Genomic DNA, 13,042 nt, shown 5'->3' with positions numbered 1-13,042 from the left:
CGGCTTTCCCGTTACGGCTTTCCCGTTACGGCTGCTTGCGCCCCGCCGCCCGCTCCAGCTGGTCCAGCGTCGCCGCCACGGCCGGCACCTGGGCCAGGTCGGGCAGGGTCAGCGCGACGATCTCCCGGCGCACGGCAGGTTCCAGGGTGACCGTGCGCGCACCGCGCGGTCGTACCGACTCGATGGCGAGCTGCGGCAGGACGGCGACGCCCAGGCCCGCGCCGACCAGGCCCACCACCGCCGGATAGTCGTCGGTCGCGAAGTCGATGCGGGGCGTGAAGCCCGCGCCCTCGCACACCTCCACCAACTGGCCGCGGCAGCGCGGGCATCCGGCGATCCAGGGCTCGCGCGCGAGTTCCCCGATGGCGACCGACCCGGCCCGCGCGAGCCGGTGCCGCTCGGGCACGAGGGCGACGAGCCGGTCCCGCAGCAGGGGCCGTACGACGAGGTCGGCCCACTCGTCACCGCCGCCCGCGGCGCCTTCGTACCGGAAGGCGAGCGCGACGTCGCAGTCGCCCTCTCGCAACATCTCGACGGACTGCGGCGGTTCGGCCTCCTCCAGGGAGACGCGGGTGCCGGGGTGCGCGGCGCGCAGGGCGGCGAGGGCGGCGGGGACGAGGGTGGAGCTGCCGCTGGGGAAGGAGACCAGCCGCACCCGGCCGGCGCGCAGGCCGGCGATGGCGGCGACCTCCTCCTCGGCGGCGGTGAGCCCGGCGATGATTCCGGCGGCGTGCCGCACGAGCGCCTCTCCCGCCTGGGTCAGCCGCATCTCGCGGCCACTGCGGATGAGCAGCGGGGTGCCCACCGACGCTTCCAGGGCCTTCATCTGCTGGCTGACGGCGGGCTGGGTGCAGCCCAGCTCGCGGCCGGCGGCCGAGAAGGAGCCGGTGGCGGCGACGGCGCGAAGAACGCGCAGGTGACGAGCTTCGATCACACTTCGAGGATAAGCCAGGCTTTGATACGACGCCGAATATTGCCTAGCGGCTTTGACGACGGCCTCCGTACCGTGCGGTCCATGAAGCTTCTGTCGGTGAATCTGGGCCGGGCCAAGGCCGTGCCGTACACGGACAACCCGGAGGGGGTGACCGGGATCGGCAAGCGGCCGGTGGCGGGGCCGGTGCGGGTGGCGGCGCCCGGGCCGAAGGGGATCGGCGGCAGCGGACTCGCCGGGGACGACGTGTGCAAACGGCGGCATCACGGCGGGGACGACCAGGCGGTGTACGCCGTCGCGCGCGAGGACCTGGACGACTGGGAGCGCGAGCTGGGGCGTGCGCTGGCCAACAGCGCCTTCGGGGAGAACCTCACCACCCTCGGGCTGGACGTGTCCGGGGCGTTGATCGGTGAGCGCTGGCGGATCGGGCCCGACGTGGTGCGGTGGGTGAAGCGGTGCACCGGCCCGATCACGACGTGACGGTCGCGCTGTCCTTCCGGGCGACGACCACCGAGCGCGCCCTGCTGCCCCGGATGCTCGCCGCGGGGGACGCGCTGCATCCGGAGGTGCTCCGGTCGGCGCACGAGTATGTGGAGAAGTACGGGAAGAAGTGACGCCTGACGGCCGGCGGACGCTGTCGGTCCGGGTCACTAACCTTGCGCCATGACAACGGCATTGATTACGGGATCGACCGCGGGCATCGGTGCCGCGTTCGCACGACGGCTGGCGGCTGACGGGCACGACCTGGTGCTGGTGGCCCGCGATACGAAGCGGCTGCGCGAGCAGGCCACCGAGTTGCACGACCGGCACGGCGTGGAAGTGGAGGTCCTCACAGCGGACCTGGCGACCGACGACGGCATCGAGTCGGTCGCCGAGCGGCTCTCCGACCGCCGCCGTCCCGTCGACCTGCTGGTCAACAACGCCGGCTTCGGCAACAAGGGGCGCTACCTCGACGTCTCCATGGCCGACGAGCTGCGGATGCTCAAGGTGCACTGCGAGGCGGTGCTGCGGCTGACGTCGGCCGCGGCGGAGGCGATGCGGGAGCGCGGGCGGGGCGGTGTCGTCAATGTCGCGTCCGTGGCCGCCTTCGTGCCGCGCGGAACGTACGGCGCCTCCAAGGCGTGGGTCGTGCAGTTCACGCAGGGGGCGGCCAAGGATCTCGCGGGCAGCGGGGTGCGGTTGATGGCGCTGGCGCCCGGGTTCGTGCGCACCGAGTTCCATGAGCGGGCCGGGATGGGGACGGACAACATCCCGGGGTGGATGTGGCTCGACGCGGACAAGCTGGTGGCGTCCGCGCTCAGCGACCTTGCCCGGGGGAAGACGCTGTCGATCCCCGACCCCCGGTACAAGGCGCTGATGGGCGTGGTGAAGGTGGTGCCGCGCGGGCTGCTCGGCGGGATCAGCTCGAAGACGGGGCGGAAGTACGGCCCGCAATAGCGGACGTACGCCCCGCCATAAGGGCCCCGCGACAAGGGCCTCTTACGCGACCGGCGTCAGCGTGACGTCCGGGCGGAGTTCGGCGAGGAGGGACGCGACCGTGGCGCCGATGGCCTCGCTGTGCGCCGCGTCCTCGCCCGGGCAGCCGAGCACGACGAGCAGCGCTTCCCCGCTGTCGGGAGCGAGTTGGCGGCTGGCGGCGTCGCAGTCGCGGCGGCCCAGCCAGGCGAAGGGCTCCTCGACGGCGCCGTCCGGGTCGGCCAGGCCGTAGAGCAGGTCGCCGGCCGGGACGGGCCTGGACTTGGTGGAGAAGGCGGGGACGATCCGCTCGGTGCCGGCCGCCCGGGTGACGACGAGGTCGCTGCCCTCGTCCTCCTTGAACAGGCTGTGCAGTCCGATGCCCGCGCCGTGCCGCAGGGTCGCCACGCTCACCGCGTCGACGACCGCGCCGTGCGAGCGCCAGCCGCGGCTGCGGACGCCCTCGCGCAGCCGCTCACCGGCGGGGGTCGTGCCCTCGTAGCCGAGGTCGGCCAGCAACTTGCGGTAGCCCGCGGGCAGTTCCGGGGCGTCCTGCTCCCAGGCCCCGGCGGCGGCCTCGGCGCTCAGACCGTCGTCCGCGCGCAGCAGGGGCTGGTCGGAGGTCAGCCTCCAGACCCGGACGTGGTGCAGACCGAGGAGGAGGGCGGACGGGGAGGTGATGAGGCGCATGTGTCGTCTTCCAGTGTGTTCAGCTGAGTGAGCGGGGTGTCGGGCACGACGGAGGTCCCCGTGTGCCCGGTGCCGAAGGAGCCGTGCAGCAGGGCGTGCGGCACCCTGCCGTCGAGGAGCTGGGCGCGGCCGACCCCGGCCCGGACGGCCCGCAGACAGCTCTCCAGTTTCGGGGCCATGCCGCCGGACAGTTCGGGCAGCAGTTCCGCCGCCCGGGTGACGGTCAGGAGTTCGACGATCCGGTCCCGGCGCGGCCAGTCGGCGTACAGGCCCGGTACGTCGGTGAGGATCACCAGGTGGTCGGCGCGCAGGCCGGCCGCGAGAGCGGCGGCGGCGCTGTCGGCGTTGATGTTGTAGACCTGTCCGTCCGTGCCGCGGCCGATGCCGGTGACCAGCGGGACCAGACCACTGTCGGTGAGGGCGCGCAGGACGTGGGTGTCGACGCCGGTGACGTCGCCGACGAGACCGATGTCGACCTCGTCGCCGTCCAGGACGGCGAGCCGCTTGGCGGCGGTGAGCAGCCGGGCGTCCTCGCCGGTGATGCCGACGGCGAGCGGGCCGTTCTCGTTGAGGAGGCCCACGAGATCGCGTTGCACCTGGCCGGCCAGCACCATCCGGACCACGTCCATGGTCTCGGGGGTGGTGACGCGCAGGCCGGCCGTGAAGGTGACGGGCAGGCCGAGCTTCTCCAGGTGCGCGTTGATCTGCGGGCCGCCGCCGTGCGCCACGACCAGCCGGACGCCGGCGCGGTGCAGCCGGGCCACGTCCTGGGCGAAGGTGCGCAGCAGGTCCCGGTCCGCCATGGCGCTGCCGCCGAGCTTGACGACGACGGTGCGGCCGCGGAAAGGAGCGAGGTCAGGGATGCCGTCCATGCCGTCCATGGCCTCCAAGCCATCCATGCCGTCCACGTCAGAACGCCGTGATGCCGGCCGGGGCCCGTTCCGCGCGGCTGAGGGCGCGCAGTACGGCGGACTGGCCGTGGCGGCGCAGGGCCAGCCGGGTCAGCAGGCCGACGGTCGCCTCGACGGCGGGTCCGGGCAGCTCCGGGGTCGGGATGCCGACGCTGAACGCCAAGTCGTCCGTGTGCACGACCAGTTCCATCAGACGGGTCGTCAGGAAGTCGTCGAGGCTCAGCGCGTAGTCGCCCCACACCGGCAGCCGTACGGCCCGGTCGGGCTCGGCGGGCAGCCGGGTGCGCAGGGCTCGTACGGTGTCGGCGGCCCGGTCGGCCAGCGCCCGGACGCCCTCGGCGCCGGCCTCCTCACCGCCGCGCCGGATACGGGCGTTGGCCTCGTCGTGCAGACCTGCGTCGATCCAGCGGACGCGGGCGTAGTAGTCGTCGAGCCCGATGACCGGCTGGGTGGGGGCGGGTTCGTCGAGGACGGCCGGGATGAAGAAGACCTGCCAGGCGAGATGCCCGGCGAGCCCCCCGACACTCCACTCGTCCAGCGCGCTCGGCTCCTTCCAGCGCTCGCCGACGGCGGGGTGGTCGAGCAGCTCGACCGCGACGTCCGCGGCGTCGAGATAGGCGCCGGTGATACGGCTCATCGGGGCAGCCCTTCCGTGGAGTTGACGCGCGTAGCAGGAAGATGAGGAGCGGAGATGCGGGTGCGGTTCCAGGTGCGGGGTGTGGCCTGCTGGTCGGCCATGACCTCGTCGTAGGCCTCGCGGAGGCGGGCGATTCCGGTGGTCAGGGTGTCCGCGTCCAGGGCGAAAGGGAGGCGGAGTCGGTTCTCCAGGGTGCCGTCGGCACCGAACCGCGGGCCGGGCAGCACCTGGACGCCGTGCCGGCCGGCGGCCAGCGAGAGCTTGGTGCTGATCTGCGCGCCGAGGTCCACCCACAGGCACAGTCCGCCGCGCGGCACCGTGAACCGCCACTGCGGCAGCTGAGCGCGCAGCACGTCGGTCAGGGCGGTGCGCTGGGCGATCAGTTCCGCGCTGCGGGTGCGCAGGAGCTCGTCGTACATCTCGAAGAGCCGGCAGGCGATGAGCTGCTGGACCAGTGGGTTGCCGGGGTCGCTCGGGCCGCGGACGGCGACCAGGCGGGAGATGACCGACTTGGAGGCCCGTACCCAGCCGACCCGGAGCCCGGCCCAGACGGTCTTGCTGAGCGAGCCGATGCTGATGACGGCGCCGGGTCTGCCGTACGCGGCCATCGGCGGCGGCAGCGGGCCCGCGTCGAGGTTGACCTCGGACAGCGTCTCGTCCACGACCACGTAGGTGCCGCTGCGCAGCGCCGCGTCGACGACGGCACGGCGCGCGGGCTCGGGCATGACCAGGCCGGTGGGGTTGTGGAAGTCGGGCATCAAGTAGGCGACGGCGGGCCGGGGTTGGCGCAGGGCGCTCTCGACGAGGTCGATGTCCCAGCCGGCGTCGTCCAGGCCGACCGGCACCGGCCGGGCGCCGTGGCTGCGGATGGCCTCCAGGGCGTTGGGGTAGGTCGGGCTGTCGATGAGGACCGGTTCCCGGGGCCGGACGAGGAGCCGGAGCAGCAGTCCCCAGGCGTGGTGGGCGCCGACGGTGACCATGATCTGGTCGGCGGTGGTGCGCACCCCGCGTGCCGTGTAGTGGTCGGCGATGGCCTGCCGCAGGGCGGGCAGCCCGACGAGGTCGTAGCCGTGGCCGTCGGAGTGGCGGGCCATGCTGGTGGCGATGTCGGCCACCGCGTGGCTGAACGCCGGTTCCGGTGCGGGCAGTGACGCGCAGGTCAGGTCGATGTGCGTGTCGACGGCCTGCCCCGGCACCCAGGACAGGGCGCGCGGCGCCCGTTCGGCGCCGTCGGGCAGGGCCGCGTAGCTTCCCGCGCCCTGCCGGCTGCGCAGATAGCCCTCCTCGCGCAGCCGCTGGTAGGCCGAGGCCACGGTGTTCCTGCTGATGCCCCAGGCCGCGGCCAGGGTGCGTTCGGCCGGGATCCTGGCCGCCACCGAGAGGCGGCCGTCCAGGATCAGTGCTTTGAGCGCCTGCGCCAGGTCCATGTACGCGGTGCCCTGTCGCCAGTCGCCGAGCAGTCGTGCCAATTGGTCCGCGTTCACCTTTTGGGCGACGTCGTCCCTCATTGCGGTCCCCCCGCTAGTCAGGTTCGTTTTCCTGCCAGCGGGAGTCTTGGCCGAGAACAGCGCCACTACAAGATCTTTTGTAAAGTTTTCACGATCGGGAAATACTTCGGCCAACGTTGTCACTCACCGTCCCATTTGCGGAGAGCGGGAAGTGCAAACGCCGCGACGAGCAGGGACAGGACGCCGCCGATGATCCAGGGAGCGACGAGTCCCAGCCAGTCCGCGACGAATCCGCCGACCAGCGCGCCCAGCGGCATCGCCCCGAAGGCGAACATCCGCCCGGCGCCGCTGACCCGGCCCATCAGCTCGTTCGGGATGAGCCGCTGGCGTACCGACCAGGACACGACGTTCCACATCGACAGCGCGATCGAGAAGAGGGTGAACAGGGCGACCACGGTGACCGGATCGCGTCCGACCAGGCCGATCGCCAGCCAGGCCAACGGGCACACGACCTGCACGCCGATGGCTACCTGCCGGGCCCCGAAGCGGTCCACGACCCGGTTGCTCACCAGTCCGCCGATCACCCCGCCGATGGCCATCGCGGCCAGCAGCAGACCGTAGCCGCGGTCACCGATGCCGAGGACGTCGTGGGAGAAGAGCACCAGCGTCGCCAGGGCCATCGACTCGCAGAAGTTGCCGGAGCCGGCGATGAGCGTGAGGGTCCGCGGCAGCCGGTTCTTGGCCAGCCAGCGCAGTCCCTCGGCGATCTCGGTGCGCATCGCGGTCGGCTGCTCGGGGCGGGGCGGCCGGCCGGTGGCACGGATTCGAGACAACAACAGCAACGACACGAAGAAAGCGATCGCATTCAGCCAGAACGGCAGTGGGATAGCGAAGGCAAACAGTGCGGCACCCAAGGGCGGCCCGGCAAATTCTCGGGAAACCGAGGCGGTCGCCACAAGGCGTCCGTTGGCTGCTTCCAGATGATCCGACTTCACCAAAGTGGGCACCAGGGCCTGGCTGGCGCCGGTGAACAGGATCTCCGCGCAGCCCACTCCGAAGGCCAGGACGTAGAGCATCCAGATCTGCGCCAGGTCGAAGGTGGCGATGACGGCGACCACCGCGACGAGGGCCACCTGCGCGATCTGCGCGCCGACCATCAGCCGGCGCCGGTCGAAGCGGTCCACGATCGCGCCGCCGATCAGGGCCAGCAGCAGCCAGGGCAGGGTGCGGGCGGTGGCGACCCCGGCGACCAGGCTGGGGTCGCTGGTGAGCGACTTGGCCAGCAGCGGGATCGCCGCCACGAGCGCGCCGTCGCCGAGGGTGGCAATCAGGTCGGCCGACCAGAGGAGCCGGAACTCCCGGCCCATGCCCTTGCCCTGGGCCGTCTCCTGGTCCTCGGCCTCCGTCGCGTCGGGCGCGTCCGGCACGGACAACTCGCTCATGACAGACAGATCCTCAGCTCGAGTAGTGGAAGACGCCGGCCGTCCGGGTCTTGTCGTTGGCGCTGATGCCGATGACGGCGCTGTCCCCGGCGGGCAGCACCCGGGCGTAGGCGCCGGCGTGTCCCCGCGGGAGGTAGAAGAAGCCCCAGGCGGCCTGCCAGTGCTCGACGGCGCCGGTGAGCGGGTCGACGACCGGTTCGGGCCGCGGGGTGACGCGTTCCTGGAGCACGCAGCCGCCCTCGGCGGCCTCGCGGACCGCCCGCCACCACTCCCCCGCGTCCGTCTCCCAGCCGGCCACGACGCCCTTGCCGCCGTAGAGCCCGTTGGGCTTGAGGATCAGTTCGGTACGGCGGTCATGGCAGCGCGCGACGAGTTCCGCGTCGGCGAGGAAGCCGTCGCCGTGCAGCACCCGCGTCCACGGCAGCACCCGGTCGATCACGGCCTGTTCGTCGGCGCTGAACCGGTCCCGGTACCGGGTGTCGGAGAGCAGGGCCAGACAGCCCTTCTCGCAGTAGAGGTTGCTCTCCAGCGGGGTCCACAGGACGACCGTGCCCGACTCATGAGCCCGGCACAGTGGTTCCACCAGGGCCATGGCCTCGGGGTCGAGATAGACCTGGTCGGCCTCGAAGCAGCGGTAGACCACGTCGACGGGGGTGCCGTCCAGGTACGGCTTGCCGCGCCGGAAGGTGAGCTGGCCGATCTCGCCGATCCGGAAGTCCAGGCCGAAGCCCCGCATCAGCTCCCGCAGCGGCTGCCAGGTCGCGCCCCAGCGGGCGAGCCCGCCGGGTCCTTCGAGCAGCGCCACGACGGGATCGTCCCCGCCCGACACCACCGCCGCCCCCGCCTCGCGCAGCGCGTCGGCGAGGACGCGGCCGGTGTGGGTGTAGCCGAGGCCGTGTCCGGCGGCGAAGGAGGCGAAGGCGGCGTCCTCCTCCAGCAGGACCCGGGGGATCTCCCCGGCCCGGTCCCAGCCGCCGACCTCGCTGCCGATGCCGAACTCCAGCAGCTTGAACGCGGTGCCGTCGTGATAGACGTCCGCCCGCCCGGCGTGCGGCGGGGCGCCGCCGCCGAGCCTGCGCATCACCGCGCCGCGCCGCTCGTCGAGGCCCAGGGCGGCGCAGAAGGCGTCGAGGTCACCGTCGTAGAGCCGTTCGGGCAGGGAGGTGAGCAGGCCCAGCATGCGGTCCAGGTCGGCCGCGAAGCCGTGCAGTTGGTCCTTGGCGACGAAGAGGGGGCGGGAGAGGTACTCGCCGGGCCAGTCGGCGAGCGAGGGCGCCCGGCGCAGGGCCGGGGCGGAGTCGGGGCGTGCCGGGGACTCGTTGTAGGCCCGGGTGACCGTGTCCGTCATCGCACGAGCTCCCTCGCCACGACGTCCTCGGCGACGAGGGTGTCGCCGAGCAGGACGGTGCCGGGGCGGGCGACCGTGGCGTAGACGCCGAAGGTGCCGGCACAGGCCCGCACGAGGGAGCGCAGGATCTCGCGGTCCTTGGGCAGGTCGTGCTGCGGCTGGGTCACCATGACGCAGCGCTGGGTGGCCTTCGTGAGGTCCAGGAGGACGTTGCCGATCTGGGCGCGGGTGCCCAGCGCGACATCCTCCTCCGGTCCGCTCAGCAGGACGTTGGGGCGGAAGCGGCGGACGTCCCAGGTGCCGTCGGGGTGGCGGGCGCCGGCCGTGCGCAGGGCGCCCTCGGTCAGCAGATGGACCGGGGCCTCGTCGACGAACTTGCCGGCGGGCAGGTCGAAGGTGGACAGGGACGACGGCTCGGCCGGGTCCTCGCGGTACTCCTCGACCGTGTGCACCCGGCCGGTCTGGCGGCGCAGCCCCACGGCCTGGCCGAGCCAGTCGCTGAGGATCGCGTCCGCGTCCGGGTCGGCGGTGGTGAAGCGCCGCCCGTCGGGCAGGGTCAGTTCGGCCCCGGCCTCGTGGCGGCGGGCGGTGGCGTCGAGCAGCCGCGGTTCCCGCTTGGCCGTCAGCACCCGGCCGGTGGCCGCGACCACCACCGCGAACTCACGGTCGCCGACCACCCCGCTGGGGGCCAGGAAGAGCCGGTCCGTGCGCTCGCCGCCCATGGACTTCACCGGGTAGCGCCACAGCTGGACGGCCTTCGGTGCCCCGCTCACAGGTCCAGCACCAGGTCGGTCACCGGCTGCGAGATGCACAGCAGCACCTCCCCCTCGTCGGGGTCGCCCTGCGGCGGCACGTGGTAGCGGACGGTGCCGCGCTTCAGGCGTACGGCACACGTGCCGCACACGCCCGCCCAGCACAGGGACTTGGTCTCCACGCCGTTGTCGTCGGCGAACGGCAGCAGGGAATCGTACGAGCCGTCCCAGCCGAACTCGGCGGCGCTGCGGTCGAAGGTGACCTTGAGCTCGGTCAGCGCCGCCAGGACCTCGACGCCGTCGTAGCCGCCGACGGTGGCGCGGCCCAGGGCGACGGACTCGCGGGCGGGGTCGACCAGGGCGAGGCGGGCGGCGGGCAGCAGGGCCTGGTCGACGGGCTGGAAGCCGTAGCGGGCGAACCACGCGGAGGTGGTCTTGGAGAAGACGAGCACCTCCGCGAACCCCTCCGCGTGGGCCGCGCCGACCATGCTGGCCAGCAGCAGCCGGCCGAGGCCGAGGCCGTGCCGCTTCTCGTCGACGGCGACGTTGTAGATCTCGGCGAGCGCGTCGAAGCCGCGCAGGCCCGCGCAGCCGACGACCTCACCGTCGGCCTCCAGGACCCGGAAGTCCTCGGAGAGGGTCTCGAACAGCGCGCGCTCGCGCACGAGGAGCTGACCGGTGTCCATGAAGGGCAGCGACAGCCGGTACATCGCCTCGGCGTCCTCGGCGCGCGCCCGGCGGAACCGGACGTCGACGAACTCCTCGCCGCCACGGCTGAGCTGGACGTCGACCACCTTGCTGGTGTTCAGGTTGATGGCCATGGCCGCTACACGTACGACTCGAGCGAACCCTGGCGGCGTACGTCCAGGGAACAGCAGTGGAAGCCGCCGCCGAAGGTGCGCCCGTGGCGGTAGGGCACGGGGACGGCGGTGAAGCCCTCCTTCTCCAACTGGCGGGCCAGTTCGGTCTGGCGGGCCGGGACGATGACCGTCTCCTCGTTGACGGAGAGGATGTTCATGCCGATCCAGGTGGAGGCGCGCGGCCAGGTGAGGCCGTAGCCGTCGTCCTCGGGCTCGTCGAACCAGATGATCTTCCAGTTCCGCAGCGGTGCCGGGATGGTCTCCGGGGTGAGCCGGCCGGCGTTGGCCAGGAGCACGCCGGGGCGCAGGATGTGCAGGGTGGTGCCCACGTGGTCGTCGCAGATCGAGATCTCGTGGACGGTGAACTCCGCCCCGAGCACCCGGCGCAGCCAGGCGGCGCCGGTGCGGTTGCCGGTGTTGCTGACGTTGAAGAACAGATCGCTGCCCGCGCGCAGCAGGTTCGCCGCGTCGAACAGCGGCTCGATCTCGGCGAGTACGGGGGTGTCGCCGTCGTAGGCGTAGGTCGCGTCGGCGAGGCGGGGGCGCGGGGCGGCGAGCCAGTTGGCGCCGGAGGCGAAGTACTCGGAGAGCAGTCCGCGGAACGGGAAGGTCTCGGTGTAGCGGGCGCGGACCGGCATCGGCGCCTCGATGATGTTCTCGCCGACCACCAGAAGGCAGTCGCGCGGCATCAGCGAGTGGTTGGCGGTGGTGGTCCAGTCGGCGACGGTCAGCGGGGAGCCGTGGACGGCCGGGGCCGGGCGGCGGACGGTGACGCCGAAGGAGGTCAGGGTGTCGGCGAGCGCCTGGAGGTCCTCCTGGGTCTCGTCGATGATCCGGGCCAGGTCGGATTCGGTGACCTGGTCGCCGGTGTGGTCCTCGGGCAGACCGAAGAAGTGGCGCAGCGAGGCGTCCGCGTCCGGGATGTGGAAGTGCTCGGCACTTCCGATCACGATCTCCTCAAGCTGTCCGAAGTCGTTGAACGACCTGACGGAGCTCACGGCGTTTCCTTTCGCTGTGCCGGTGCCGGACGGGTCAGCGAGAGACCGAACGGCTGGTCAATGGACATGAGTTCGACGTAATTGACGTTGACGTGCGCCGGGGTCCGGTGGGCCCACAGCACGGTGTCGGCGACGTCCTCGGGCGCGAGCGGGCGGATGCCGTCGTAGAGCGCGTCGGCGCGGTCCTGGTCGCCCTTGAAGCGGACCAGCGCGAACTCGCTGCGCACCATGCCGGGGGCGATACAGGTCACGCGGATGCCGGTGCCCTGCACGTCGACGCGGAGGTTGGCCGACAGGTGGTGGACGAACGCCTTCGTGGCCGCGTAGACGTTGCCGCCGAAGAAGGGGTACTCCGCGGCCAGCGAGCCGAGGTTGATGATGTGCCCGGCGCCGGTGCGGCGCATCGCCGGCAGCACGGCGCGGATGCCGTGCAGGACACCCGAGACATTGGTGTCGATCATCGTGTCCCAGTCCTCGACCGCCCCGTCGTGCAGGGCGCCGAGGCCGAGCGAGAGCCCGGCGTTGTTGACGAGCGCGGCGATCTCACCGCCGTCCGCGAGCAGCGCGTCGACGGCCCGGGCGACCGAGTCGCCGTCCCGTACGTCGGCCCGCTCGACGCGGATCAGCTCGGGGCCGAACGCGGCCACCAGGTCGTCAAGGCGCTCCACGCGCCGGGCGAGCACGGCCACCGGCAGCCCCTCCTTGAGGAACCGCTCCGCCACCGCCCGCCCGATCCCGGCCGTACCGCCGGTGATCACGGTCCATTTGGTCATGGGGTGCTGCTCTCCTCAGAGGCGACCGGGTCACGGTCCGCCGTAAAGGCCGTCGGGGCGGGATGGAAGGGGCACGTCCAGTCCTCCGGGACGGCCCGGCCCGAGTACTGCACGGCCTCGGACGCCGCTCCGAACTCGGACAGGTTGGGGTTGAGCGAGCCCTGCAACTCCAGCTCCCGCTCCCTGACCTGGCCCTGGATGCGCTGGTAGATGCCCTTCTCCTTCAACCGCCCGAACTGGAGGTGGGAGTTGAAGACGAGGGTGGGCTGCGGGAAGCGGCGGGTGATCCGGGAGGCGCCCGGGTGCAGGCCGACCACGAAGAAGGCGTGGCCGCCGACGCTGAAGCCGAACCGCTCGGACGCCGGGTCGGGATCGACCGACGGGTCCCAGGGGAACACCCCGGTGTCCAGGTCGTGCAGGGCCTGGAGCTGCTTCCACAACAGCTCCTCGAACTCCGTCTCGTCCGTGTCCGCCGGCCCCGAGAAGGTCGCGGCGAACGTCGCCATCAGCGGGTCGATGTCCTCACGGCGTGCGGCGAAGTCGGCGAGCGCCGCGTGCAGTTCGGGGGTCGTCCCGGGGTCGGCGAGCCGGCCGAAGTGACGGTGCACGAGCGTGCCGCGCAACTGCGCGCTCTTGCCCGCCACACAGGAGAACTCCGGCCCCAGCAGCTTCTCCGTCAGTTGCGCCCCGGCCCACTCGGACGGGTTCTCCGTCTCCGGTTCCGCGGCATCGGGCGGCGGGTTCTCCGCCGGCCCCTCTCCGACTTCCCCCGTCGGACGACGGCTGGTGCCAAGCAC

Annotated in this window: 13 protein-coding genes and 1 pseudogene; 2 read left to right on the top strand and 12 right to left on the bottom strand. The window is 72.3% G+C overall.

What is annotated here, in order from left to right; genetic code table 11:
- Positions 1-25: 25 nt before the first annotated feature.
- A complete protein-coding gene (locus CRP56_RS26195; RefSeq protein ID WP_097267904.1) occupies positions 26-934 on the bottom strand; it encodes a LysR family transcriptional regulator in 909 nt (302 codons plus the stop codon).
- 81 nt (positions 935-1,015) lie between these two features.
- Here CRP56_RS26195 and CRP56_RS26190 point away from each other — a divergent pair.
- Together CRP56_RS26190 and CRP56_RS26185 are read left to right on the top strand one after the other, a co-directional pair.
- A pseudogene (locus CRP56_RS26190) lies at positions 1,016-1,545 on the top strand (MOSC domain-containing protein).
- 49 nt (positions 1,546-1,594) lie between these two features.
- Positions 1,595-2,368, top strand: a complete 774-nt coding sequence (locus tag CRP56_RS26185) for an SDR family NAD(P)-dependent oxidoreductase (RefSeq protein WP_097267902.1) — start codon at positions 1,595-1,597, stop codon at positions 2,366-2,368.
- A 42-nt stretch (positions 2,369-2,410) separates the two neighbouring features.
- Here CRP56_RS26185 and CRP56_RS26180 read toward each other — a convergent pair whose 3' ends face one another.
- The 11 genes from CRP56_RS26180 to gntA all read right to left on the bottom strand — a co-directional run bounded on the left by CRP56_RS26180 (position 2,411) and on the right by gntA (position 13,042).
- Positions 2,411-3,076: a hypothetical protein gene (locus CRP56_RS26180; protein WP_097267900.1), complete on the bottom strand. Its 666-nt coding sequence runs from the start codon at positions 3,074-3,076 to the stop codon at positions 2,411-2,413.
- The gene (gene argB / locus CRP56_RS26175; RefSeq protein ID WP_218877991.1) at positions 3,010-3,975 is read right to left on the bottom strand and encodes an acetylglutamate kinase; all 966 of its coding nucleotides are present in this window, start codon (positions 3,973-3,975) and stop codon (positions 3,010-3,012) included. The genes CRP56_RS26180 and argB overlap by 67 nt, the downstream gene beginning before the upstream one ends.
- 10 nt (positions 3,976-3,985) lie before the next feature.
- A complete protein-coding gene (locus CRP56_RS26170) occupies positions 3,986-4,624 on the bottom strand; it encodes a maleylpyruvate isomerase N-terminal domain-containing protein (protein ID WP_097267898.1) in 639 nt (212 codons plus the stop codon).
- A complete protein-coding gene (gene yczR, locus CRP56_RS26165) occupies positions 4,621-6,132 on the bottom strand; it encodes a MocR-like transcription factor YczR (protein ID WP_097267896.1) in 1,512 nt (503 codons plus the stop codon). Before yczR ends, CRP56_RS26170 begins: the two co-directional genes overlap by 4 nt.
- 119 nt (positions 6,133-6,251) lie before the next feature.
- Entirely contained in the window at positions 6,252-7,514 is a 1,263-nt protein-coding gene (locus CRP56_RS26160) for an MFS transporter (protein ID WP_097267894.1), read from the bottom strand.
- 13 nt (positions 7,515-7,527) lie between these two features.
- On the bottom strand, positions 7,528-8,862 hold the full coding sequence (locus tag CRP56_RS26155) for a hypothetical protein (protein ID WP_097267892.1): 1,335 nt from the start codon (positions 8,860-8,862) through the stop codon (positions 7,528-7,530).
- Positions 8,859-9,635, bottom strand: coding sequence for an MOSC domain-containing protein (locus CRP56_RS26150; RefSeq protein ID WP_097267890.1), 777 nt, complete (start codon positions 9,633-9,635; stop codon positions 8,859-8,861). The genes CRP56_RS26155 and CRP56_RS26150 overlap by 4 nt, the downstream gene beginning before the upstream one ends.
- On the bottom strand, positions 9,632-10,435 hold the full coding sequence (locus CRP56_RS26145; RefSeq protein ID WP_097267888.1) for a GNAT family N-acetyltransferase: 804 nt from the start codon (positions 10,433-10,435) through the stop codon (positions 9,632-9,634). Before CRP56_RS26145 ends, CRP56_RS26150 begins: the two co-directional genes overlap by 4 nt.
- A gap of 5 nt (positions 10,436-10,440) precedes the next feature.
- Positions 10,441-11,472, bottom strand: coding sequence for an inosamine-phosphate amidinotransferase 1 (locus CRP56_RS26140; RefSeq protein ID WP_097267886.1), 1,032 nt, complete (start codon positions 11,470-11,472; stop codon positions 10,441-10,443).
- Positions 11,469-12,245 carry an SDR family NAD(P)-dependent oxidoreductase gene (locus CRP56_RS26135; RefSeq protein WP_097267883.1) on the bottom strand — a complete coding sequence of 259 codons (777 nt, stop codon included), beginning with the start codon at positions 12,243-12,245 and terminating at the stop codon, positions 11,469-11,471. The genes CRP56_RS26140 and CRP56_RS26135 overlap by 4 nt, the downstream gene beginning before the upstream one ends.
- Positions 12,242-13,042 carry a guanitoxin biosynthesis heme-dependent pre-guanitoxin N-hydroxylase GntA gene (gntA, locus tag CRP56_RS47715; RefSeq protein ID WP_179851117.1) on the bottom strand — a complete coding sequence of 267 codons (801 nt, stop codon included), beginning with the start codon at positions 13,040-13,042 and terminating at the stop codon, positions 12,242-12,244. Before gntA ends, CRP56_RS26135 begins: the two co-directional genes overlap by 4 nt.

This window comes from Streptomyces sp. TLI_55 (genome assembly GCF_900206255.1).
Lineage (GTDB): Bacteria > Actinomycetota > Actinomycetes > Streptomycetales > Streptomycetaceae > Streptomyces > Streptomyces aquilus.
The sequence above is the reverse complement of the archived record's forward strand: the minus strand, read 5'-3'. Positions and strand labels throughout refer to the sequence as shown.

Bases quoted from the DNA above. Each gene is read 5' to 3' on its own strand.
- CRP56_RS26185 (WP_097267902.1), top strand. From the start codon at position 1,595: ATGACAACGGCATTGATTACGGGATCGACCGCGGGCATCGGTGCCGCG.
- CRP56_RS26180 (WP_097267900.1), bottom strand. From the start codon at position 3,076: ATGCGCCTCATCACCTCCCCGTCCGCCCTCCTCCTCGGTCTGCACCAC.
- argB (WP_218877991.1), bottom strand. From the start codon at position 3,975: ATGGATGGCTTGGAGGCCATGGACGGCATGGACGGCATCCCTGACCTC.
- CRP56_RS26170 (WP_097267898.1), bottom strand. From the start codon at position 4,624: ATGAGCCGTATCACCGGCGCCTATCTCGACGCCGCGGACGTCGCGGTC.
- yczR (WP_097267896.1), bottom strand. From the start codon at position 6,132: ATGAGGGACGACGTCGCCCAAAAGGTGAACGCGGACCAATTGGCACGA.
- CRP56_RS26160 (WP_097267894.1), bottom strand. From the start codon at position 7,514: ATGAGCGAGTTGTCCGTGCCGGACGCGCCCGACGCGACGGAGGCCGAG.
- CRP56_RS26155 (WP_097267892.1), bottom strand. From the start codon at position 8,862: ATGACGGACACGGTCACCCGGGCCTACAACGAGTCCCCGGCACGCCCC.
- CRP56_RS26145 (WP_097267888.1), bottom strand. From the start codon at position 10,435: ATGGCCATCAACCTGAACACCAGCAAGGTGGTCGACGTCCAGCTCAGC.
- CRP56_RS26135 (WP_097267883.1), bottom strand. From the start codon at position 12,245: ATGACCAAATGGACCGTGATCACCGGCGGTACGGCCGGGATCGGGCGG.